The 23,111-nt window shown below is 49.3% G+C and carries 29 protein-coding genes and 1 tRNA gene; 22 read left to right on the top strand and 8 right to left on the bottom strand.

Features of this window, described 5'->3' with window-relative positions; translation table 11 throughout:
• Positions 1 to 11: 11 nt before the first annotated feature.
• The 10 genes from MA2_RS02990 to MA2_RS02950 all read left to right on the top strand — a co-directional run bounded on the left by MA2_RS02990 (position 12) and on the right by MA2_RS02950 (position 9,598).
• On the top strand, positions 12 to 422 hold the full coding sequence (locus MA2_RS02990) for a hypothetical protein (protein WP_067056332.1): 411 nt from the start codon (positions 12 to 14) through the stop codon (positions 420 to 422).
• Positions 422 to 2,287, top strand: a complete 1,866-nt coding sequence (locus MA2_RS02985) for a phage tail-collar fiber domain-containing protein (protein WP_067056329.1) — start codon at positions 422 to 424, stop codon at positions 2,285 to 2,287. Before MA2_RS02990 ends, MA2_RS02985 begins: the two co-directional genes overlap by 1 nt.
• 10 nt (positions 2,288 to 2,297) lie before the next feature.
• Positions 2,298 to 3,278 carry a phage tail sheath protein gene (locus tag MA2_RS02980; protein ID WP_067056326.1) on the top strand — a complete coding sequence of 327 codons (981 nt, stop codon included), beginning with the start codon at positions 2,298 to 2,300 and terminating at the stop codon, positions 3,276 to 3,278.
• Between the two features lie 16 nt (positions 3,279 to 3,294).
• Positions 3,295 to 3,885 (top strand): phage tail sheath C-terminal domain-containing protein, encoded by a 591-nt coding sequence (locus MA2_RS02975; protein WP_067056323.1) that lies wholly within the window; start codon positions 3,295 to 3,297, stop codon positions 3,883 to 3,885.
• Between the two features lie 17 nt (positions 3,886 to 3,902).
• Positions 3,903 to 4,418, top strand: coding sequence for a phage major tail tube protein (locus MA2_RS02970; protein WP_067056320.1), 516 nt, complete (start codon positions 3,903 to 3,905; stop codon positions 4,416 to 4,418).
• 1 nt (position 4,419) lies between these two features.
• Entirely contained in the window at positions 4,420 to 4,743 is a 324-nt protein-coding gene (locus MA2_RS02965) for a phage tail assembly protein (protein WP_067056317.1), read from the top strand.
• Positions 4,665 to 4,847, top strand: coding sequence for a GpE family phage tail protein (locus MA2_RS11530; protein WP_169795160.1), 183 nt, complete (start codon positions 4,665 to 4,667; stop codon positions 4,845 to 4,847). Before MA2_RS02965 ends, MA2_RS11530 begins: the two co-directional genes overlap by 79 nt.
• An 8-nt stretch (positions 4,848 to 4,855) precedes the next feature.
• Positions 4,856 to 7,804 carry a phage tail tape measure protein gene (locus MA2_RS02960; RefSeq protein WP_067056314.1) on the top strand — a complete coding sequence of 983 codons (2,949 nt, stop codon included), beginning with the start codon at positions 4,856 to 4,858 and terminating at the stop codon, positions 7,802 to 7,804.
• On the top strand, positions 7,805 to 8,230 hold the full coding sequence (locus MA2_RS02955) for a phage tail protein (protein ID WP_067056311.1): 426 nt from the start codon (positions 7,805 to 7,807) through the stop codon (positions 8,228 to 8,230). It abuts the gene before it with no gap.
• Positions 8,231 to 8,527: 297 nt separating this feature from the next.
• Complete coding sequence (locus MA2_RS02950; RefSeq protein ID WP_079352124.1) at positions 8,528 to 9,598, top strand: contractile injection system protein, VgrG/Pvc8 family; 1,071 nt, start codon at positions 8,528 to 8,530, stop codon at positions 9,596 to 9,598.
• A gap of 370 nt (positions 9,599 to 9,968) precedes the next feature.
• Here the strand turns inward: MA2_RS02950 and MA2_RS02945 are convergent, their stop codons facing one another.
• The 6 genes from MA2_RS02945 to MA2_RS02920 all read right to left on the bottom strand — a co-directional run bounded on the left by MA2_RS02945 (position 9,969) and on the right by MA2_RS02920 (position 13,550).
• Positions 9,969 to 10,154, bottom strand: a complete 186-nt coding sequence (locus MA2_RS02945) for a hypothetical protein (RefSeq protein ID WP_067056308.1) — start codon at positions 10,152 to 10,154, stop codon at positions 9,969 to 9,971.
• A 106-nt stretch (positions 10,155 to 10,260) separates the two neighbouring features.
• Positions 10,261 to 10,833, bottom strand: a complete 573-nt coding sequence (locus MA2_RS02940; protein WP_067056305.1) for a helix-turn-helix domain-containing protein — start codon at positions 10,831 to 10,833, stop codon at positions 10,261 to 10,263.
• A gap of 44 nt (positions 10,834 to 10,877) precedes the next feature.
• Positions 10,878 to 11,777, bottom strand: a complete 900-nt coding sequence (locus tag MA2_RS02935; protein ID WP_067056302.1) for a tyrosine-type recombinase/integrase — start codon at positions 11,775 to 11,777, stop codon at positions 10,878 to 10,880.
• 9 nt (positions 11,778 to 11,786) lie between these two features.
• A complete protein-coding gene (locus MA2_RS02930; protein ID WP_067056299.1) occupies positions 11,787 to 12,269 on the bottom strand; it encodes a hypothetical protein in 483 nt (160 codons plus the stop codon).
• A gap of 210 nt (positions 12,270 to 12,479) precedes the next feature.
• Positions 12,480 to 12,746, bottom strand: coding sequence for an excalibur calcium-binding domain-containing protein (locus MA2_RS02925; RefSeq protein WP_067056295.1), 267 nt, complete (start codon positions 12,744 to 12,746; stop codon positions 12,480 to 12,482).
• 9 nt (positions 12,747 to 12,755) lie between these two features.
• Complete coding sequence (locus MA2_RS02920) at positions 12,756 to 13,550, bottom strand: hypothetical protein (RefSeq protein WP_067056292.1); 795 nt, start codon at positions 13,548 to 13,550, stop codon at positions 12,756 to 12,758.
• Positions 13,551 to 13,886: 336 nt separating this feature from the next.
• On the opposite strand from MA2_RS02920, the gene MA2_RS02915 reads away from it, so the two are divergent.
• Genes MA2_RS02915 through MA2_RS02900 form a run of 4 tightly spaced genes read left to right on the top strand, consistent with a single transcriptional unit; the run spans position 13,887 to position 15,150 of the window.
• Positions 13,887 to 14,426, top strand: a complete 540-nt coding sequence (locus tag MA2_RS02915; RefSeq protein ID WP_067056289.1) for a hypothetical protein — start codon at positions 13,887 to 13,889, stop codon at positions 14,424 to 14,426.
• Entirely contained in the window at positions 14,423 to 14,626 is a 204-nt protein-coding gene (locus tag MA2_RS02910; protein WP_067056286.1) for a hypothetical protein, read from the top strand. The genes MA2_RS02915 and MA2_RS02910 overlap by 4 nt, the downstream gene beginning before the upstream one ends.
• Positions 14,619 to 14,951 carry a hypothetical protein gene (locus MA2_RS02905; RefSeq protein WP_067056285.1) on the top strand — a complete coding sequence of 111 codons (333 nt, stop codon included), beginning with the start codon at positions 14,619 to 14,621 and terminating at the stop codon, positions 14,949 to 14,951. Before MA2_RS02910 ends, MA2_RS02905 begins: the two co-directional genes overlap by 8 nt.
• Positions 14,920 to 15,150, top strand: coding sequence for a hypothetical protein (locus tag MA2_RS02900; protein WP_067056282.1), 231 nt, complete (start codon positions 14,920 to 14,922; stop codon positions 15,148 to 15,150). The genes MA2_RS02905 and MA2_RS02900 overlap by 32 nt, the downstream gene beginning before the upstream one ends.
• A 59-nt stretch (positions 15,151 to 15,209) precedes the next feature.
• Here MA2_RS02900 and MA2_RS02895 read toward each other — a convergent pair whose 3' ends face one another.
• On the bottom strand, positions 15,210 to 15,536 hold the full coding sequence (locus tag MA2_RS02895; protein ID WP_067056279.1) for a helix-turn-helix domain-containing protein: 327 nt from the start codon (positions 15,534 to 15,536) through the stop codon (positions 15,210 to 15,212).
• Between the two features lie 149 nt (positions 15,537 to 15,685).
• On the opposite strand from MA2_RS02895, the gene MA2_RS02890 reads away from it, so the two are divergent.
• From MA2_RS02890 to MA2_RS02860, 7 genes are all read left to right on the top strand, one after another.
• Positions 15,686 to 15,889, top strand: a complete 204-nt coding sequence (locus tag MA2_RS02890; protein ID WP_067056276.1) for a hypothetical protein — start codon at positions 15,686 to 15,688, stop codon at positions 15,887 to 15,889.
• Positions 15,886 to 16,143: a hypothetical protein gene (locus MA2_RS02885; RefSeq protein ID WP_079352125.1), complete on the top strand. Its 258-nt coding sequence runs from the start codon at positions 15,886 to 15,888 to the stop codon at positions 16,141 to 16,143. The genes MA2_RS02890 and MA2_RS02885 overlap by 4 nt, the downstream gene beginning before the upstream one ends.
• A 17-nt stretch (positions 16,144 to 16,160) precedes the next feature.
• Positions 16,161 to 16,412, top strand: coding sequence for an ogr/Delta-like zinc finger family protein (locus tag MA2_RS11525; RefSeq protein ID WP_079352126.1), 252 nt, complete (start codon positions 16,161 to 16,163; stop codon positions 16,410 to 16,412).
• Positions 16,394 to 16,642, top strand: a complete 249-nt coding sequence (locus tag MA2_RS02880) for a hypothetical protein (protein WP_143821814.1) — start codon at positions 16,394 to 16,396, stop codon at positions 16,640 to 16,642. The genes MA2_RS11525 and MA2_RS02880 overlap by 19 nt, the downstream gene beginning before the upstream one ends.
• A gap of 27 nt (positions 16,643 to 16,669) precedes the next feature.
• Complete coding sequence (locus MA2_RS02875; RefSeq protein ID WP_067056266.1) at positions 16,670 to 19,330, top strand: toprim domain-containing protein; 2,661 nt, start codon at positions 16,670 to 16,672, stop codon at positions 19,328 to 19,330.
• 214 nt (positions 19,331 to 19,544) lie between these two features.
• Complete coding sequence (locus MA2_RS02865; protein ID WP_067056260.1) at positions 19,545 to 19,766, top strand: TraR/DksA C4-type zinc finger protein; 222 nt, start codon at positions 19,545 to 19,547, stop codon at positions 19,764 to 19,766.
• Positions 19,767 to 19,968: 202 nt separating this feature from the next.
• Complete coding sequence (locus MA2_RS02860; protein WP_067056257.1) at positions 19,969 to 21,147, top strand: Arm DNA-binding domain-containing protein; 1,179 nt, start codon at positions 19,969 to 19,971, stop codon at positions 21,145 to 21,147.
• A gap of 177 nt (positions 21,148 to 21,324) precedes the next feature.
• On the opposite strand, the gene MA2_RS02855 is transcribed toward MA2_RS02860, so the two are convergent.
• Positions 21,325 to 21,414, bottom strand: a tRNA-Ser gene (locus MA2_RS02855).
• Positions 21,415 to 21,739: 325 nt separating this feature from the next.
• Here MA2_RS02855 and MA2_RS02850 point away from each other — a divergent pair.
• Positions 21,740 to 23,098 carry a dicarboxylate/amino acid:cation symporter gene (locus MA2_RS02850; protein WP_079352140.1) on the top strand — a complete coding sequence of 453 codons (1,359 nt, stop codon included), beginning with the start codon at positions 21,740 to 21,742 and terminating at the stop codon, positions 23,096 to 23,098.
• Positions 23,099 to 23,111 lie beyond the last annotated feature (13 nt).

Genomic DNA, 23,111 nt, shown 5'->3' with positions numbered 1-23,111 from the left:
AAGGAATTTGTATGCCAAACCTATGCCAGCCGCAAGGCGTTACACTTAACCTGCCGCTTGCCGATGCCAAGCCATTTTATCTCATCGAGTTTGTTGAGGACGGGCAAATCACCCTGCCCAATTTTATCCGCATCGATGGCGCAAACCACAGCGGCAATGCCGTGCTAGTTGTCAATGATGGCTTGCTACGTACACACCAAGACAGCCTAATTTTTACGCTTGATAACACCAACGGAGCTGAATTAAACATTGAAATTCACGTTGCCAAGCGTGTTATTACTGATATTGCTACCGCCCAGCAAGCCCCTGAAGAATACTTCAACGCAAGCTACCCACTGCCCATCAAAGCAGGCGAAAAACGCTACCTAGAGCTGCGCCTGATTGATGAGCGTTATGTGCTATCAGACCGCGAGTTAGTCTAATGCCTGATTATCGCTTATTGCTAACCAATCTTGGTGCCTCCAAAATCGCCGCCGCCGCAAACACAGGCGGATCGGTAAACATCACCGAATTTGTCGTCGGGCAGGGGGTTGATGTTGATTTTAGCCAAAGACTGGGTAAACAAACGCTGGTATCAAAACGCTATCAAGGCCGCGTCGAGTCTGTCGTGCGTATCAATGAGCGTCAATACGCTATCACCTGCATTGTGCCCCTTGAAGTTGGCGGATTTGCCATCCGTGAGCTCGGCTTGATTGACGATAGCGGCACACTAATTTGGGTAGGCAATTTACCTATGGTGCAAAAGCCAAATGACGATAATTCCGCAGCAGTTGATTACCGCATCAAAGTGTTTGTTCAGCTGGACAACCCCAATGTCCAACTTGTTGTCGATACGCATGTTGTTACTGCTACCCAAGCGTGGGTGGATGAGCATTTTTTGCGTAAAACCGATGCGTTTGAGGGCATCCCCGTGGGCGGTATTTTGACCACCGCCAAGCACTACGAAAATGGCGACGAAGTGGCAGCTGATTTGCGCTATGGTAAATGGCAACGCTTTGCTCAAGGCAAAGTATTGGCAGGTTTTAGCACCATTGGCGCGCATGATGGCGCAGTTAAGACAATGGGCAATGAGTTTGGCGCAATCAACAAAGCAGGCGGCACGGATTATCATGTGGTGGCATTTTGGCAGCGCATGAGTGATGATTGGGGAGACCCACAATACGGCATCACAGCCAGCGTCAATAACAGCGACGGCACTATTACATTTACCATGACACGCGTTGGCGGCGCGGATGATGTCACGCTATCACAGGTTGTCAATGGCGGCGCGGCACAAGACGTACACGTGCATTTTAACGGCAATAGCGTGCAGCATGTTTACAAGCAAACGGGCTACGGCAAATCGACAGTTAGTTTGGCGTTTGTTGATTATCCGAATATCGCCGCCAGTGCGACGGTGGAGGTTGCCGAGCCTGCGCCTACCATCAATAGCGTGCCACTCATCTTGCAGTGGCGCAATACAAGTGCACAAGACTCATCGCTTGACATCTATGCCGATGAAGGTGCTGAGCTATGGTTGGTTATTCCAAGCAATATCAATGGCAAGGTTGAGCTATCAAACCTCAGTATCAATGACAGCAGCGGAAAATTACAGTCGTATATAACGTGGTATGAAACACAAGATAGCTTGAACGCTAAAAACCTGACAGCAGGTGAGTATAAAATCGCGCATTATCAGCTTGACGATTCGGGGGATGCGCAAGACAGACATGACGTCTATTCAGACTTGCCATCTTACTTTAGCTATAGCGTTAAGTTTGACCAAAGTAACGCCGCTACGCTAAATATCACGCGCGATAGACCCGTGCCTGCCACACCAAGTGAGCCTGTGCCACCAGTTGTTCAACGTGTGACGGGTACAGCGCATCTACAAGCATGTTATACCGACTGTCAGCCTTACTATTTAGAAACCACATTTGCAGGCGGTAGAACGATTAAGAAGGGCACGGAATGCACAGCAGATTTGATATTGCTTGATACGACATTGCCCAATTTTAACTACACGTCAGACATACACGGCACGTGGTTTGAAGGGACGTTGTTTGATTCAGGGGCGGAATCGGCAAATGACGAACCCGTCTTTGAGAGCGACGCAGATTTGAATAATATTTACATCCCACGCTATGCCCACCAGACCGCAAGCGATGTCAGCGTCACAGATGGCAGCGGCAACACATACTCAGTTAGCGAATACAGCGCACAACAATTTGTGATTAAGATTAATGGTTTTAGCAAGCGTCAGCAAATCAAAACCAAACCTTGGGATTTTTACATAACATATAGCTAAGGACACCACCATGGCAAACTTTCATCACGGCATTACCGCGCAAGAACTTACCCAAGGCTTAATGCCCATGCGCAACGCCAACATCAGCGTGATAGGACTGGTCGCAACCAGTGTTGATGCAGACCCCATTATGTACCCAGCCGATACTCCTGTCTTGCTCACAGGTATAACCAAAGACCATTTGGTAAAAGCAGGTCAGCGAGGCACACTATCTGCAAGCCTGCAAGCGATTCGCGATATCTACAATCCGACTGTCGTTGTTTTACGCGTCACTGATGCCGCCGACGTTGATGTGCTGGACGAGCTTTTAACGTGTCAAACGCGACTTGGTGTTACACCCAAAATTTTGGGCGCACCACTGATTGACACACCTGCGATCGTACACAAACTGGTTAGCATTGCCCAGCGTCGCCGCGCGTTTGTCTATGCGTCGCCACGTCGTGATGACGGCACGCTGATTACTGATTTAGCCAAGATTGCCGCGTATCGTGACCAGTTTGGCGCGCGTGAACTGCATTTGATTGAGAACGAATGGGGTCAGCCCGTGGGTGCGCCTTTGCCTTTTTTGGGGGAAGTTTTAACCCCAGTTGATGTGGGTTCCATTTATCCTCCAATGTTTTCGGCTATAGACCCTGATAATTCTAATGATTATTTTATTGCCGAAAATGTCGCCAATCCGACAATTTATGAATATTTTAAGGTGGACGGTATTGATGTACGCAACAAGATATCTGGGGCGTATAACTATGGGTTCATTGCCGATACAGACATCAAACTAGTGCAGGGGCGCGATGGTTTCGAGGGCGAAGGTGGTTATATGTGCGTGTTTGAACTCGAAAATGGCAGGGTAAAAACATATATTCAGGGTAAACCGAATCATTTAATTGAGATTAAATACATACCCGAATTTAGTAAATACAAACCTGAGGTTTCTTCGCAGGACTCTACCGGCTCTGTCAATTCTGACGGATCTATCCGCTTTTATATATAGTATTTAGGAGCTTCCCATGACCCCAACCATCGCAACCGCCCTCGCGCTCCGCGCATTGATTGACGAAACCAACCCTGCGTCATTCACCAAATCTATCTCAAACGTTGCCATCGCATCAGTAGATGGCATTGCACTCCCACGTACATGGGACATCGAAGACCCCAACACCGAAGTTGGTTATCTCAACAGCCATGAAGTTACCAGCCTTATTCAGCACGAAGGCTTTAGATTTTGGGGCAACCGCACCACCTCAGACGACCCGCGCTTTGCGTTTGAGACCGTCACCCGTACCGCGCAATTTTTGCTTGACACCATCATTGAGGGCTGTTTTCCCTTCATCGACAAGCCCCTTACGCCGATTTTGGTGCGCGACATCATCGACTCCATCAACGCCAAGTTACGCGCATTTGTCGCCAGAGGCTGGCTGATTGGCGCGTCATGCTGGTACAACGAAGAATGGAACAACACCGCAGACCTAGCCCAAGGCTTACTCTACATTGACTACGACTACACACCCGTGCCGACGCTCGAGAACCTATACTTAAATCAGCGCATCACCGACCGTTATTTGGTTGATTTTAGCAAACTGATTGCCCAAACCGCTTAACGCTAAAAGGATATCTTATGGCAAAACAACTACCAGCCACCCTCAAAAACTTTAATGTTTTTGTCGATGGTGACAGCTACGCAGGCACAGCCAAAACCATCGAGCTGCCCGAAATCACCAAAAAAACTGAGGACTACCGCGCCGCAGGGATGATTGGCGAAATCGCTCTCGATGTTGGTTTTGAGCAAATGAAATGCACTATCACTTACACAGGCGTCGATAGCCGTCACATCGCGCAGCTATCTAAGTGCAGCGTCAATGACCTGCCGATCCGTTATGTCGGTGCGTATGAACGCCAAGACATCTGCGAACACGTTGTCCGCGAAGTCTATATGCGCGGCTCTGCCACCAGCCTTAAACTGGGCGAAATGGAGTTGGGCAACATCAACGAACAAGAAATTGAATACACCGTCACTTATTTGCGCATCGTTGATGACGGTGTACAGCTGCTAGAAATTGACGTCGTAAATGGCGTCTATATCGTCGGCGGTGTTGATAAAACCAGCCAAATTAACAATCTGTTAGGACTATAACATGCTTGATCTACAACACCCCGATAGCGACAGCGTCACCCTTGATAACCCCATCACGCGCGGTGACACCAGCATTGACACCATCACCATCCGCAAACCAAAAACAGGCGACCTGCGCGGACTATCTCTGGCAGAAGTCATGCAAATTGATGTCAATGCCATGATTAAACTAATTCCGCGTGTGAGCAGCCCAGCCCTAACAGAGCGCGACGTTGCCGACTTAGACCTGTCTGACATGACCAAACTATGCACGGCGGTGGTCAATTTTTTCGCCAGTCCGAGCGATCGCTCCCCGACAGCATCGATGATATCATCGCCGATCTAGCCGTCGTATTCCATTGGACACCAGATACCTGCCATGCCATGCCGCTTGACGAACTCATGACATGGCATGACAAAGCACGCGAACGCTCACAAGTTAAAAAATAAGCGCACATATGGCAGCCAATCTTGACTTATCAGCCACGCTCCGTCTCACCGATGCCATCAGCAAACCGCTGTCGGCCATCTCACAGCAAGCCAAGCGCATGCAGCAAGACATGGCAGCGGCACAAAAGTCCGTGCAGCAAATGCAATCTACACTGGACAAGGCCGCCAAACTCACCAAGATTGGCGGCAACCTGCGCGAACTACAAGCCAAAATCAAACAAGTTGCCGAAGCCGAGCGCACACTGGCGGCAGCGATTGCCGCCACCGACAACCCAACCAAACGCCAACAAGCCAGCCTACAGCGGCTACAAAACCAGCTAGCCCAGCTCAATGCACGCCAAGCCAGCTACCGCGCCCAAATGTCGCAGCTAGGGCAAGCATTGCAACAGGCAGGCTTTAACACCCAACGCTTTGGACAATCGCAAGCACAATTACAAAGCCGCATTGCACGTGCCACCGCAGACATCGACCGCCAACGCGCCGCCCTCAACCGCTTGCGAGACACCCAAAACGCCCTCAATCGCGCCCAAAACCAAGCCCAAAACGCACGCAATAAAGCCGCTGACATGCGCAGTAGCGGCTATGGCGCGTTGGCATCGGGCATGGGGCTGGGTTACGCGTTATCTAAGCCGATGAACGAGGCAAAACGCTACCAAACAGAGATGACGCGCGTTGCATCATTGGGCTTGGGCGACAAAGCCACCAAAGACTCCATTAAGTTTGCCAAGGCAATGACAACCTATGGCACATCGACAACCGAAAATCTTGAACTTATGCGCGATGCGATGACCGTTTTTGCTGACGAACATCACGCAGAATGGGCAGCACCCATGCTGTCTAAAATGAAATTTGCCAATCAAGCGATGTATGGCAACGAACACGGCGCAGAAAACGAAAAAAAATTCATGGACATGCTCAAAGTCATCGAAATGCGCAACGGGCTCAAAAGCCAAGCCGCATTTAAAGAGCAAGCCAACATCATTCAGCAAGTCATCACCGCCACAGGCGGCCGCGTCCAAGCCGAGGAGTGGCTCAACACCATCAAAACAGGCGGTGTTGCCGCCAAATTAATGGACAACAAGGCGTTTTATTATATGCTTGAGCCAATGGTGCAGGAGATGGGCGGCCATCGCACAGGTACAGCCCTCATGTCGGCATACCAAAACTTGTACCAAGGTCGCACAACCAAACGCGCGCTGGGCAACCTGCAAAAATTTGATCTCATTGGCGATCGCAGCAAAGTGAAGGAAGACAAAGCTGGACAGCTGGCATTTTTAGATATCGGTGCTATCAAAAATGCCGAGCTATTCCGCGACAACCAATTTGCGTGGATGGAGCAGGTCTTAATCCCAGCTATCAACGCCAAAGGCATCACCGAAGAGCGTGATGTGATGGACGCAATTGGCAGTATCTTCTCCAACCGCACCGCGGCCAACCTATTTTCGCAAATGTACATGCAGCGAGCGCAAATTCACAAAAACGCGCGTCTCAACGAAGGCGCGGACAACATCGACGCGTTAGATGCCAAAGCACGCAACACCGCTGTCGGGCAAGAGCTTGATGCACGCGCCAAGCTACATGACGCATACCTTGCGTTTGGCACAGCGGTGCTACCAGCGTATACAGGCGCGATACAGACCGCCACCCAAGCCCTACAGGGCATGACAGCTATTATGGAGCGTTACCCAAATCTAACCCGTGCCATCGGGGTAGGACTGATGGCTATCGCGGGTGGATTGGTGGTGTTCGGCACACTCGGCATCACCATCGGCACAGTGCTGATGCCGCTGATTACATTGCGGCTGCTTATTACCAACATTGGCATTTTGGCACGGGCAAACCTTGGCATTTTTGCTAGTATTGGCAGCCGCCTAGCCAGCCTTGCGCCCAGCATCAGCAGCCTTGCCAACATTGCGCGAGGCGCATTTGCAGTCTTACGCACGGGGCTGCTTAGCATCGCACGTGCACTGATTGCCACGCCCATCGGTGCAGCAATTGCCGCCATCGCTGTCGCGGCATTGCTGATTTATCACTATTGGCAGCCCATCAAGGCGTTTTTTAGCGGATTGTGGCAGGGATTTTTAGCAGGTGTTGCACCCGTGCAAGCCACACTTATGCAGTTGTGGGGGATATTAAGCCAAGCGTTTGCGCCATTGCGCGCTGTTTTTGACATGATTGTCGCAGGCTTACAACAACTGGCAGGGGCGTTTATGTGGTTGATTACCCCAGCACAATTCACCCAAACCCAGCTCAACTCCACTGCCAACGCAGGACGCGCCTTTGGGCAGGTACTTGGCTCAATCGTCAGCCTAATCACGCAAGCCGTTGCAGGACTGGTGGGCGGATTGGCGTGGGCACTATCCGCCGTGGGTAACGCCATCGGTACATTTGCAGCCATGGTTGTCGCCCACGGCGGTCAAGCCGTCGCTTATGTTGCCAGCCTACCTAGCCGCTTTATGTCATTTTTAGCAGGACTGCCTGCCCGAATGTCAGCCATGGGTGGACAAATCATGGACGGTTTGCGCAACGGCATCGCAAGCCGTGTCCAAAGCGTCGTTGCCAGCATCCAAACCGCCGCCGCGCAGGTCAAATCGGCGTTTGCAGGGATGATGGGCATCCATTCACCCAGCCGTGTGTTTTTCGGGTTTGGTGACAATATCATGCAGGGCTTGCACAACGGCCTTATTGCCAACCAGTCGCCCGTCGCTGCTATCTTGAGCACCAGCACCGCCATGCGTGACGCGCTCGACACATCGGCTATCCGCTTTGACAGCCGCGCCCCGATTAGCGCAAGCCTAGCCGCCCAGCAGCCCGTCACCGCAGCCCCAATCACCATCAACGTGTATGCCACGCCCAACCAATCTGCGCAGGACATCGCCCAGCTGGTTGCCGCGGAAGTTGCCAAAGCACGCGCACCCCAAAACACCGCCTTGTATGACCTTCCCGAGACGTGGTAGATGATTTTAGCCTTAGGACAATTTGTATTTTCGACAGACACCCTGACGTTTGACCAGCTCCAGCGTAACCGCGCGTGGAGCTATGCCAGCAACGCCGTCGCACAAGGCCGCGACCGCTATCAATTCACAGGGGTAGGTGAGGAGACCATCAGCATCCCCTTTGTTATCTACCAAGCCCACGGCTTTGGCAACCGCCAATCCATTGACGATCTATCCGAGATGGCGGACACAGGCGCAGGCTATGTGCTCATCGATGGCACAGGCTATATTTACGGCGTGTTTGCTATCGACAGCATTGACGAGACGCGCAATTATCTAACCATCCAAGGCGTACCTCAAAAAATCGACGGCACACTCAAACTAACCCGTATTGACGACAACCGCATCCAAGCGGACAAGCCACCAGATATTCCAAATACGAATTAATAAAAGGGTTGGAACACCCCCTAATCGGCATAAGCGACCTGTATCAAACTAGGTGATATGAAATTTGGTACTTGTTTTTAACACCAGTTACACTGGCTTGTAAAACAAACCAAAAAATTAAACCACTTAGAACAGGTAGTATATGATGAATTTTATCAACATAGATTTAGGTGATTTCGGGAGTGCGCCTATGGGCAATATTATTTTATTGGGCGTATTTTTTATACTCGGTGTGAGTATATTTAAGTTAAAAGATATATATGACGTCTACAAAGAGATAAAAAAAAGGGATGATTAATGCTTCGCACGCCAATTATCCGCCTGACTGCTGACGACAAGCCGCTCAATGACATGGTGATGGCGCGTATCATCTCGCTAACCATCACCGACAACAAAACAGGTGACGCGGACGAGCTATCACTGACGCTTGACGACCACGACGGCAAACTTGCCATGCCTAAGCGCGGTGTCACGCTGCAATGTTGGCTGGGCTACATCGACGCAGGCATACACGACATGGGCAGCTACATCGTCGATAGCATTGAGTGGAGCGGTACGCCCGACACTCTCACCATCAAAGCCAAATCGGCAGACATGAAGCGCAGTCTGAAAGCAGGGCGCAGCCAGAGCTATCACAACAAAACGCTGGGCGACATCGCGCAACAGATTGCACAACGCCACGAACTACAGCTGTCCATCACTGCTGACTTGGCAGTTATCAATGTCGGGCATATTGACCAAACCGACGAGTCTGACTTGCATTTGCTCACGCGACTATGTTGGCTGTTTGGCGCGGCAGTCAATATCAAGCACGGCAAACTGCTGATTTTTAAACCCTATGCCAACATCAGCGTGACAGGGCTACCACTGACGCTCACCACCATCACACGGCAGACGGGCGACCAGTTTCGTTTTAGCATTGAAGACCGCCAAGCCGACGTGGACAACGTGCAAGCCAGTTATCACGACAAAAATACCGCCAAGCGCGTCACCGTTGAAACCGATCAAGGCGGCAAAACTGCCAAAAAACTCAAAGGAAACCACAAAGACAAAACCACCGCCACCGCCGCAGCAATGGCCGAAAAAAAACGCATCGAAGGCGAGCAAGCCAAGCTATCGATTAACTGCGCGTATGCCTATCCTGCTATCACCACTGAAGCCCCTATCATCTTGCAAGGCTACAAAGCCGAGCTCGACGCACTCAGATGGACGGTGGATAAAGCCACCCACAGCTATAGCAAAAACAGCGGCTTGACCACTCAGCTAGATCTCGTCGCAACCATCGGCAAGCAGTTCGGCGACAAACCTGCCGACCCGAAAACCAATCCAACAATCGCTAAAACCATCACGGGTACCACCAAAAAATGATATAATGCACGCGTTTGGGTGAGGTGTAATAAGCGTTACGCAAATAAGCCTGCCGATCTCATCGTGTGTCGGTTTTCAGCACCCAAACAACCCATGCCATTGCAACAGCTTAGCAGGTAATGACCAAACTTTGGCAGGTGCAAGCACTGGTAATAACGTTTCTAGCTACCCTAATAATGACCTAAGCACTGGTAATAACGAGCCGAGCACTGGTAATAACGAGCCGAGCACTGGTAATAACGTTTCTAGCTACCCTGTCCTGTCATCGACAACACGGGATTTTTTTTGCTGTGCAAGATTGCAGAAGCAAAATGTTATAGACAAAAAATATCGGAGCAGTTGCCCCGATATTTTTTTTAAACGATTGTAGTTATTTTATCAATGCGACGATAATTGCAACGCTAGCTAAGATAATAGGCAGCCAAGGTTGCAGCTTGGTTTCTTTTTGCAGTTTTAGCGTTTCAGCTCTAAGCTTTTCGGCTTCGATCATTAATCTTGCCGTTTCAGCTTTGATTTTTTCGATTTCAGCCATCACCTTTTCCTCTTCTAAACTCATAACTAACTCCTGCCCGATGGGCGTTGGAAGCAATTAATTTTTTTTAAGTAACAAGCATCGTGCTTGATGTGTTTATAATATGACTTTTAAAGACATAAAGCAAGCATTATTTTATCAAACCTTGTAATTTTTTCCATCGCACATCTGGCATCTCTTGCTCACCAGCTTCCCAGCGAGCAACTTGTCTAAAGCCAGATTTGAGACCTAGTTCTTGGGCTAGTTGGGCCTGGGTTAAACCAAGTTTTTTGCGCATTTTAGCAATGTTAGCAGGGGACTTGATGCTTGTCTGTAAATCCGTCAGCAGTAGCTCAAGGATTGCCGCTAGTTCATCGTTGTGCATATCTACATAGCGACGGTCGTCAATTTTTCTTGTCCAGCCGTCTATTCGACTGTTAGAAATAGACAGATCACTGTCGGCAACTAACTTTTTCAAACGCTTAGAATCAAAATTAAGCGTAGCAAGCACAAGATTGAACAAGTCGTTGGTAGTCACAACGTTAATATCTTCCAGCAAAAGTTTATCAGCATCTTTTTGATGTAAGATTGCGCCGTCTTTGCTGATAGTAACGTTGGCAGATTTATTAATTTGGTCGCGTGCAAAGGAACGATAATTTGCCCAAGCAATGTTGGGGTTGTCAGTTTGTTTGACGACATGATTGTTAATACTGATTATATACATAAGAATTTCGCAATAATTGATTATTGCAAATAGTTTAGCATAAATCACGATACACCTCGCAGACTATCGATGTAATTCGCCCAGTTTTGCATAATATCAAATCGTTGATCGAACATTTGAGCATGATTGTACACCCCCTTGACGCCGGGAATAACGTGACCAAGTGACAACTCTACGGCGTCACTATTTTTTCCGAGGTTGTGCATATGCGTGCTAAAAATATGGCGAAAGCCATGCAACGTTTGTTTGCCTTGATAGCCCAACTTTACCAAAAGATAGTAAGGTGACCACGGATCAATATGCTTAAAGCCAGCCTTGGTGTGTGGCGAGGTAAATGCCCAAGGCGATTGAGGTACACGTGCAAATTCTTTGCTCAAGATGGTAATGACTTGCTCAGATAACGTGACAGTGTGCGCATTGCCAGTTTTTGTGCGATCAGCAGGTATGCGCCAAATTCGATTTGGTAAGTCAAACTCGCTGCGCAAAGCAAGACACGTCTCACTGCGACGCGTTGACGTATAGACAAGCACCCAAAATGCCGACTTGGTGGCGAGGCTAATACCGCGCTCTTTATCTACATCTTTTAGTAATTGCGACAACTGCGCGGCATCGCTAATGTGATTATGATGCCTAACTTTATTTTTTGGCAAAAAAGCACTAAGACGATAGGCTGGGTTGCTATCGATATACCCCATGATGCCTGCATACACAAAAATTGCATTAAGTCGTTGGCAGAGCCGCTTTGCCAAATGCGGTGAATGAGTGCTAATTTCCAACAAGATATCTAGCAGAATTTTGGGAGTAATCTCAATGATATCCAAGTCGCCAATTCGTTTAAAAAGGTGGCGAGAGACCTCGCCACCCACGTTAAGAGACGTACTATCTTTGACCTGTTTTGTGTGGACTTCGTCAAGCCATTCGCGAGCTAATGTTTTAAATTTCATAGCCGCACCTTATTTAGCTTTGCGAAACAATGAAATAAGCTGATCAAGCGTCTGGACTTTGTATTTTTCAGCCATTGCTTTGACAAACTTGCTGGTGCGACCAGCGTTCATTTGACTAAATGGGTATTTTGCGCTTGGGGCGCGTACGTCAACCAGCTCATAATCTTCAAGATAAAAACGACCTGCGTTATCAAATTCGCCCGCTGGGTGCAACTGACGGTTTTTTAGCATTTCATAGACTTGTTTGAGTTCGGCAGATGATACGCCGACTGTTAGCGTTTGCTGTTCGGCAAGCAATGTTTCGATGTCAGCGATGGCTTGCTGGGCGTTTTGGTTTGACAAAAGAGCGTCTTTAAATTCATCTTTGATGTCATCGACCCAGTTTTGGACAGCATGGGGGTTGATGGCGTTTATGCGAGTGGCTTTGTCAGATAATTCAAGCTCAAAACCAAGGGTAGTGATAGCAGTGTTGATAGATTGGGTATTTAACATGTTGATACTCCTGCCCGATGGGCGTTGATAAAATTAAACTTACAAGTACCAAGCATCATGCTTGATGTGTTTATTATATGACTTTAAAAGACATAAAGCAAGCATCAAAATGCAAAATATTTGCAAAAAAAATCCCCCACAATTTTGTGGGGGACAACCAAGCAAGCAATGAGGCATACACGCTACTGCCGCGCAACGCTGACAGCAAAATCAACGCCCCATAGGATTATTTACCGTGCGCACGACGCTGGGCTGAACGGTCTTTGACGCGCGCCGCTTAGATAGCTTTGCCGCTTTTTGCTTACCCCCAGTCAAATGCTCACAAGCAATACCATCATGGTCGCGGTCAAGGTACCGCGCCCCGTGCTTTTGCATATACGCTTGTGCCTCAGCTTGCGTTGCAAATTGGCTGCATTTCACCCGTGCTTGCGCCCCAGCTGTTAAACCCATCATCAACACTGCTACCAAAATCCGCATTATTTATCCTTACACTGGCGTAAATATAAAAGATAACCCAGTACCCATGCGCACGGTATAGCGCACTTGCCCAGCCGTGGTTGAACGCTCGATAGCTTTTCCGCCTTGCTGATACTCAGCAAATGCCGATTTGGTAATATCCATCAGCGGCTGCACCGCTGCATCATTAGACAGCGTAGGATTTAACGAACGCGCCACCAACCCCGACAACACCAACATCTGCTCAGCAGTATCATCCTGTTGCTTATCACCCGTATAGACGCAAGACACGCTTTTAACCTTATCATCATCGGTCATCGCTACATTCATGAGCACGTTCTCTTGCAACGCCGCTGTGTGCACATTTCCTGCCGCATTGGGGGCAAAATCGCCCTTATGCCAACGCACATTCTCACCCGTAAGCTCAGCCGTTTTTTGCGCGATACGTTGCCCAAACTCATCCGCCGTGACGCCAAAATCTTTCTCAGTCACGCGTGTAGGGACAGGCTCAGCAGGGGACACAGGCGGCATTGCGGTAGTAGGCGACGTAGTAACAGCTGGTGCTGGTGCTGGTGCAGGATTGGCAGTTGCCGCAAGGTGAGCCGTCGGCTGGTTTATCGACTCACGCGCCACAAGGTCAAGCTGCACCAGCAACACAGGCAGCAGCAGCCATGCAATCGCCAATCCCCATAGCACGGGCTTACGCGCAAACCGTCCCGTTGGGTTTTTAGGCGAGCGTATATTTAACCGCGCAGGCGCAGCAAAAGCCATAATTGCTAACGCAGGGATAACCAGCACCCACACCAACATGCCCAGCAGCAACATGACGCAATCCTCAAAAGATACAACCTATTAAAATGTTAATTTGTTAAATTGCTAACAATATAACAAAACCGCTTGCAAAACACAAAAATTTCTTTTACCATGAATCTTAAGAGGTGTCGAAACCTTTAAAGTACAGCGGAAACCCGCACCCGACAGACTTGCGGCTTTTTTGTGCCTGTTTTTTTGCCTAGCAAAAAGCGGTATAATACCCTGCGTCGAGAGGGCGGAGAATACAACACCCTTCGGGGAAATAATCCCAGCCGACTGTACTCGGCTTTCGAACCTCTTGACACCCCAAACGGGTAAATTTCGAAAATCAAAGTACAGGAGGTCATCATGACCGCTTTTGCACTATCCACATTCAATCGCCGCGCACGCGCATGGCTCACACGCCGACCCAAACCAACCACAGCACCGACGACAACCGCGCCGCGCGTACCCAAAGACATCTTGGCACGCCTCACCGCGCCCACAGCACCGCTGACCCCTCCCACAAAAACACGCCAAGCCACCTTTTGGCGCGTCATTAATACCCTAGCACAGGACGTAGGATTAGCGTTTCTCAGCGATCGCCCCAGCCAACTTAACCCCAATTCACCCACACTGTACCTAACCCACGAGCGCGTGACAGGGCTGCTAGAGGATTTAATCCTGCCCTTAGCAGACATCACCACCGCCGAATTTGACGCGCTCATGATTGCATTTGGCGGCACACGCGTCGCCATCGAATCCGAATGGTCAATCGACATCGACGGCAACGGTGAACCACGCCCTGCCTACCGCATTGCCGCACGCGCGCTTATCAATCTAAACCAACCCACCATCCAAGCCGAGCTAAAACAAATACAATCACAATCAACAGGAGCAGCGGCATGAACTACATCACAACACTACAAGCCAACCAACTAATAGAGCAGTACAAAGCCAAACTCGCCGAACGCAGCGACCTGAATAATGCCGAACGCAGCCAACGGATGCACGGATTTTTGCACTGCATGTGTCAATTTAGCGCAATAGACGGCTATCAAATAGACGATATCTATACCAATTACCAAAAGGAGCTCAGCCGTGGATAAGCTCCCGATTAGCCGCGCTCAGCTAGCAGGCAAACGCCGCATTGTTATTTACATGACTGACCTAGCTGCGTATAGTAAAATCCTGCCGAGCATCTTGTACAACGAACTACACGACAGCAAACTGCGACAGGGGATAGACTATGTCTACCACCCCAAAAAAGAGGATTTCGCCCTGAGCCTAGCCGCTGCCCAAGCCGTACTACTTGGCTACCAACTGTGGGGCAGTGCTGACATCACCGCGGCGTGGCAAACATGGCACGCCATCAGCGATTTTATTAATCAGGGATTTAATCATGACAACAAACAATCAACATCTAAAAAATGAACTCCAGCGCATCCACAGCTATACATGCGCGTTGAGCGCACTGGCGGCAAACGGCACGATGGTCAAACTAGAGACAACTAGCTTAGAACAAATCTTTGCCGACATTGCTCGCATCACCGCATGGGCATACGCCGAGCTCGATGAGATGGCGGTACTTGAGTCTGACTACATCGATCCGTATGACCGACCAGTCAAGTAACGACCAATCAGCCCGTCACATCAATACCCAAGCCCTTGCCACGTGCAGGGGTTTTTTATTTATCGCGACACCAATGCCTCTACCATCGTCTGCACACGCTCGCGATCATCATCAGACAGTGCTTGATAAAGACCAAGCCACCGTACCTCGCCATCACTCAAGCTACCATCTTGCCCATCACTACGCGCTGCCCAGAGCAAATAACGCACGTCATAGCCGATTTGCGCCATTGCCGCAAGCATAGCAACGTCGGGGACGCGCTTGCCGTTTTCATAGTTGGACAGCGTGACCACACTCACACCCAACTGCTCACTGACCTGCGTTTGATGCAGCCCCAGCCGCCGACGTTCAGCTACCAAACGATCACCAAGTCCTAAATTAAACATTTTTTAAACCTATCCCCTTGACTTAAACTTTTGTTTAAGTCAAAATAGCCTTGTTAAATTGCTAGCTTGTTAAATTGTTAGGTTATTAACAGTTAATCATGCAATTTAACACAAACATAAACCCCCTGCAGTAAAAACAGGACAACACGATGACAAAGACACTAGCGGTGCGCATTCCTGAACAAATGCACACTTATCTGAAGCACAAAGCAGTGCAGCAACAAACATCGCTGCAAGCAGTCGTAACGACAATTCTTGTCGAGCATCAACAGCACGACGCAGCTTACAAAACAGAACTTGATGACTCACTTGCCGCCGCACTAAACGCATGGCAGCAGGAGGTGGTCAAATGACATACAAAAACTGGGACAAAGTTCGTGATAATCGTTTGCACGTCTATCTCAACCAACACGAGCTCGACACATTTTTAGAAGCCATGCGTCTACGCGATCTTGATCAGAAGTCGACCGCCGCGCGCACGATGCTGATCGAGCAAGCACAAGCAATCATTGTCGATAGCCGCAAGCATAGACCAGCACAAACAAAAACCCAAACCGTAAAATACCAGCTGCCAAGCGGCTTTTTTACCGTGCTAACCAAAATGTAATTTTTTTTTATAAAACTATGCCACGAACAACATCTGCCTACATCACATGCCCCCACTGTCATAGCAAAATGCGCACGCACAGTCATCGGCAGATGACGTCGTTACTCAAAAAAATAGTCGGCACATGTACTAACCCAGACTGTATGTTCGTGGCAAACATCAATGTTGAAATCGTTAGTCAAATACACCCGAGCCTTGCGCCAAAACCTGAAATTGCGGCACAACTGACTCGGCATAAAAGGAAAGCACGATGCTCACAACATCACTAACTCCCGAACAAATTTGTCACGTATCTGCAGCAATGATTCATTTTATCAGCGGCAAAAATCGTGAGCTCAATGAACTCAAACTAGCACGCTATCGTGCAAGCGATTACCGCCGAGCACGGATTGACCGCCAAATCGACACGATCGATGGCGAGATTTTTGAGTGCAAACAAACGTTTTATGCAATCACTGGCTTGCGTTACGCAAGTGACATGCACACCTGTATTGCTTAATTTTTTTTTACGTAAGAGATAAACACGATGAACAGAAATGACGAAATCGTGTCACGCCTGAAACGTGACTACGGTTTTAAACAAGTCGGGGAATGGCTACGCGAAGGCGTCTGCCCCGACTGCAACAAAAAATCCCTCTACACCCACGCGCACAAACCGCGCGTGGTCAAATGTGGACGACTCAACAAATGCGGCCTAGAAGTCCATGTCAAAGAATTGTTTGAAGACCTGTTTAAAGACTGGTCAAAAACCTACCAGCGCACCCCAAAAAATCCTAACGCCGCCGCCGATGCCTACCTTGCCGAAGGGCGCGGCTTAGATATCAGCAGAATCAAAGGCAGCTACGCGCAAGAGCAATACTTTGACAGCAAGCAAAACATCGGCACAGCCACAGTCCGCTTTGGCTTGCCAAACGGCGGCTGGTGGGAGCGTTTTATCGACCAAGCCGACCGCTTTCACGCCAAAGCCAACATTAAATACGGCTACAGCGTCAAAGGCTATTGGTGGTGGCATCCTGCCAACCCAATTTTACCCAAAGAAATTTGGATCGCAGAAGGCATTTTTGATGCTTGTGCCCTAGCCGAACATGGGCTTGCCACCGCAAGCCCCATCAGCTGCACTAACTTCCCAGAGATCTCTCTACAAGAGCTAAAACGACTTTATGACAGCCACCGCCACACGTTACCAACGCTGGTTTGGGCGTATGACAATGACTCAGCAGGTCAGCGCGAAACCAAAAAAGCCATCGAAGCCGCACGTAAGCTGGGGTTTACTAGTGTTGCCGCTCAACCGCCACACGACAAACACCGCAAACTAGATTGGAACGACCTACATGAGCTCAAACAGCTCACGGCCGAGCACCTCAAGACCTACCGATACTATGGCGACCTGCTTACAGCCGCCAGCGCGACTGATGCAGCAGTCATCCGCTACATGCACACCAAGCTAACACAGTTTTACTTTGAGCACGCCAACCGAACCTACTGGTTTGAGCTAGACGTCAAACAACTGGGCGAACTAATCGGCGTCAAACGCCACGAAGTCAGTGAAATGCTAGAGGAGGCGATGGACGCCGACGTTGAGCAGCAAATGCCCGACTTTGTCCGCCGCAGCTCAACCACCCACGAAATACTCAACGCTAAGCTAGAAGCATTATACTTCCAGCGCAACGACATCACAGACGAATCGTGGTACTTCACACGTATCACAACTCCGAAAGGCGAAAAGCAAACCACGATTACAGGCGATCAGCTATCTAGCCCCAGCAAACTCAAACCGCGCCTATTGTCAGTTTTCGCAGGCGTATTGTGGACGGGCTCAGCCATGCAGCTAGATTTAATAGCAAAACACCAAATGGAGGGCTTAAAAGAAGTCAAAACCACAGACTTCATCGGCTATGCTAAAGAGCACAACGCTTACATCTTTAATGACGTTGCATTTAGCCAAGGCAAAGTCGCGCACAAAAACGCACAAGACTACTTCAAAATCGGGCGGCTAGAAATCAAATCGCTAGTCAGCGACCCTGTCTTGAGCATCAACACCAAAGACGCGCCCGACTTTCGTTGGTGGCAAGACTTTCATCATGTACGCGGCGACTACGGTACAATCGTCTTGGCATGGTGGCTGGGCAGCTACTTTGCCGAGCAAATCCGCGGAATTGACCGCAGCTACCCATTTTTTGAGCTTGTTGGTCAAGCAGGTGCAGGTAAATCGCGGTTACTAGAATTTATGTGGAAACTGTCGGGCAGGGAAGACTACGAAGGATTCGACCCGACCAAATCCACCAACGTCGCCGTGTACCGAAACTTTGCCCAAGTTGCCAACATGCCTATCGCCCTCATCGAGGGCGATCGCAACGACGACGAAGGCAAAAGCCGCTTTGCCAAAACTTTTGAATGGGATAGCCTCAAGGACGCTTACAACGGACGGCCTATTCGCTCACGCGGTGTCAAAAACAATGGCAACGACACGTACTCACCGCCTTTTCGTGCTGCCATCATGATTAGCCAAAACGAGGAAATCACTGCCTCGGAAGCCATGCTAACACGTATCATTCACGTCAAGCTTACTCGAGATGGGCAGACTCTACAGACAAAACAAATCGTCGATAACCTTGACCGCCTGCCGCTAGAATTTACCAGCCGATTTATCGCGCACGCGCTCAAGCAAGAAGCCGCCATCCTTGCCACCTACCGCGAGCGCGTACGCTTTCACGAACAAGCGTACCATAACGATGGCGTGACCCACACCCGTATCGCGCTCAATCATGCGCAAGTTGCCGCCCTTATCGACTGCTTGCAAACGCATATTTTAGGCAGCCTGATGACCAAAGAGCAGGCGTGGAGCGCGCAAAATACCCTGCTTGGCATGGCGCACGCACGCGTCACACGCTTACAAGCCGACCACCCCGAAGTTGAGCGGTTTTGGAGCGTGTTTGAGTACCTCAACACGATTCGCGAGTTTACCAACCACCGTCGCGTCGATGATGACACCGTCGCTATTAACCTCAACCAATTTTACAAAGCCGCCAAGGTCAATTATCAAGACCTGCCTGACATGACCATCATGAAGCGACTACTCAAACAGTCGAGTCGCTACAAATTTATCGGCTCAAACGTCAGCGTACGTAGCAACCACGAAGGCTCACCAACGTTTAAATGCTGGATTTTTAAAAAACCCACCGACTGAAACGGAGAAAACACGATGAACAAACCCAAAACCATTCAAACAGATTGTGGCATTGAAAAACAATGTACATTCTGTCAAGAATATTACCCCATCGCCCGAGAGTTTTTTTATCGATCGGGTAAAGACAAACAAGGTAAGACAAAATATACAGCTCAATGCATAGACTGCTACAGTGCAAACTACAAAAAAGGAAAAAGCTGCAAGGAGCTCAACCATGCCTGACATCATCGACCAAGCCAACACCATCGTCGAACAGACTATCACGCACAGCCTCGCGCGTGCCCCAAAATTTGACGCACCTTCTGCCGCGTACTGCATAGACTGTGACGAACCAATTCCCACTGTACGCCAACGCCTAGGCGGTGTTATGCGCTGCATAGACTGCCAAAATCACATTGAGCGGTTCAAACGCCTACAGCGGCAAACAAAAGGTTAGGGCAGTAACCGTTTTGTGCCCCAAAAATCACCATTTTATGGCCCCAGAAACGCCAAATAAATCAAACGTTTAGCCCACATGTCACCTTTGTAACCTTTTTATCTCCTCGCCCAAAAACACGGCTAAAAAGCCGTGTTTTTAGCCCTTGGCACGCCCAAAAAACCCATTACCATGACCCATCCGACCTGAAAAAGGATAAACCATGCACACGACAAACATTTCAGCAGGCATCGACAAACTAAAAACGTGCATCCGCATCTGGTGGAAAATCGACGGCAAACGCCACCGCGAAACCCTACACAATACACCGCCAACCCCCGAAAACCTAAAAACCGCCCAAGCCACCGCCGACATGATAGCCCAGCAACTGCGCATGGGCATTTTTGACCGCAACCAAGTATTCCCAAACTCTCCCAAACGCCCCCAAGCCTATTTTGACTACTACATTCGCGTGTGGGAGACCACCGAATCTGCGACCATTGCCCCCAGCTCATGGCGCACCTACAAAAACAAAATGCAAAACCACATCGAGCCCTACTGGGGTAAAAAACAAATCGCCAAAATCACCACCGAACAAGTAGAGCACTGGGTGTACAAAATCTTAATCAAAAAACTTGCAGTCAAAACCATCAAAGATTTACTCATGATATTTCGCGCAATATGGTCGTACTGGGCAAGACATGAGCGAAATCCCAAAGACCCCACGCAATACATCAAACTTAGCGATAAAGACAGCGACGACATCAATCCCTACAATCGACGAGAGATCGATACAATCATCAACACAGAAACCGATCCTGCCTTAAAGAACTTATGGACAGTTATGCTTTGGTCAGGGCTATCGACTCACGAGCTCATCCCCCTAGCAGTCGAAGACCTAGACCTTGCCAACGGTTATTTATACGTCAAACGCGGCTACGTCGATAACACCCACAAAGCCACCAAAAACCGACGACGTCGTCGGCAAATAGAACTGCTACCTAACGTTGTCGCTGCCTTACAATCACAATGCCAACTTGTCCAGCATCACAAACCAGATCGTATCAACGTACTACAACGTGACAACATCAGCTACAGCCAGCAAAGCGTGACATGGTTGTGGTACAACCCCGACACCAAAACCCACTATACCTACAAACGCCTAGAAACCCTCTGGAAACGCCACCTAGCTGCTTGTAGAGTGACATACCGCCCACTGAACAACGGTCGGCACACATACGCAAGCCAAGTATTATCAACGGGCGCAGTAACGGCGGAGTGGCTAGCAAACCAATTGGGTCACGCAGACACAAGCATGATTCACAAGCACTACGGCAAATTTATCCCACAAGATGCAAAACACATCATCCACAAGCTAGACAACGCACTCAACCAATCCTAGCCCACGGCAAAAACACAAAAGGCTTGACGCAAAACCACCGCCAAGCCTTTATTTTCAAGGCATCGAGCCCAAACCCAGCAAAACCGCTAGCCCACGACCCAGCCCACGGGCATAAATATCGCCCAATAAAAAAAGGCTGAAACCCTTGCTGCGTATAGGTTTCAGCCATTTTGAATATGGCGGAAGCGGAGAGATTCGAACTCTCGAAGGGCTCGCACCCTTGCCGGTTTTCAAGACCGGTGCATTCAACCGCTCTGCCACGCTTCCGTTTTGTGGTGGCTATTATATACAAACAAAATCCAAATGCAAGTGTTTTTTCATAAAATTTTAGCAAACTTTTGGCTAAACACCGCAAAAATAAATGGCATGGAGTTGGGACTTGTCACCCATAGCCCAGCTTTATACAATAGCCGCGTTACAAACCGCGACAAAACGTAGCCAACCGTTGATTATCTTACCACAATGTTACGTCAAGATGACAGACGGTACAAGCCGTAGGTACTGGCGTGTACGGTGTGTGGTTTTGCGTTACCCAACTATGAGGAATGCTCGATCAAGGCGTCCAGCCTACGGGCGACAGGAGTTCACAATGATGACCGCCGATACCCAACCCCATGCAACCATGCACCCCAAGCAGCCGTGGTACAAGATTTTGTATGTACAAGTCTTGATTGCCATTGCGCTGGGCATTGTGCTTGGCATGTTCTTTCCCGAAACGGGGGCGGCAATGAAGCCATTGGGCGATGCGTTTATCAAACTTGTCAAGATGATTATTGCGCCTGTGATTTTTTTGACAGTCGTCACGGGCATTGCTGGCATGAGCAACATGAAGCAGGTTGGGCGTGTGGCAGGCAAGTCGATGTTGTATTTCATCACATTTTCAACATTGGCATTGATTATCGGTATGATTGTTGCCAACGTGCTGCAACCAGGTGCAGGGCTCAACATTAATCCTGCCAGTTTGCACAGCGGCAAGGATGCGCTCAAGGTCGCTGAATACGCCAGTAAAGCGCATGAAACCACCGTGATGGGCTTTGTGATGAACATCATTCCCGAAACGTTGGTGAGTCCGCTGACCGAGGGCAATATCTTGCAGGTGCTGTTTGTCGCCGTGCTGTTTGGGATCGCGTTGGCGCAGATGGGTGACAAAGCCAAAAACGTTACCGCATTTTTGCAAGAAATTTCTTTGCCTGTGTTTAAAGTTGTTGAAATGCTGATGAAAGCTGCCCCAATCGGCGCATTTGGCGCAATGGCATTCACCATTGGCAAATATGGTATCGGCTCGATTGGCAATTTGCTGCAGCTATTGCTTGGGTTTTATGTCACCTCGCTGCTGTTCGTGCTGATTGTGCTCGGTGCTGTCGCGCGGTATAACGGTTTTTCTATTATCAAAATGATTCGCTACATCAAAGATGAGCTGCTGTTGGTGCTGGGTACCAGTTCATCAGAAGCCGCCTTGCCGTCATTGATGCAAAAAATGGAGCAAGCAGGCTGTGAAAAATCCGTCGTCGGCTTGGTCATTCCGACAGGTTACTCATTCAACCTTGATGGCACCAATATCTACATGACGATGGCGGCGTTGTTTATCGCACAGGCGTGCAATATCGATTTGACGCTAGGCGAGCAGGTCACACTGCTACTGGTCGCCATGCTAAGCTCAAAAGGCGCGGCAGGCATCACAGGCGCAGGTTTTATCACCTTGGCAGCGACACTTGCCGTTGTGCCAAGTGTGCCCATCGAGGGCATGGCGCTGATTTTGGGCATTGACCGCTTTATGTCTGAGTGCCGCGCTTTGACCAACCTCACGGGCAACGCCTGTGCCACCATCGTGGTGTCTAAGTGGGAAAATGCACTTGATCAAGACCGCCTGAATGCAGCACTCAATGGGCAGCCACTGCCACCGATTGAAGGACAACCTGTGGTGATGCCAAACGAAAACACCCCCGATTAAGCCAACGAAGGGT

The organism is Moraxella atlantae NBRC 14588 (genome assembly GCF_001591265.1).
Classification (GTDB): Bacteria; Pseudomonadota; Gammaproteobacteria; order Pseudomonadales; family Moraxellaceae; genus Faucicola; species Faucicola atlantae.
The sequence above is the reverse complement of the archived record's forward strand: the minus strand, read 5'-3'. Positions and strand labels throughout refer to the sequence as shown.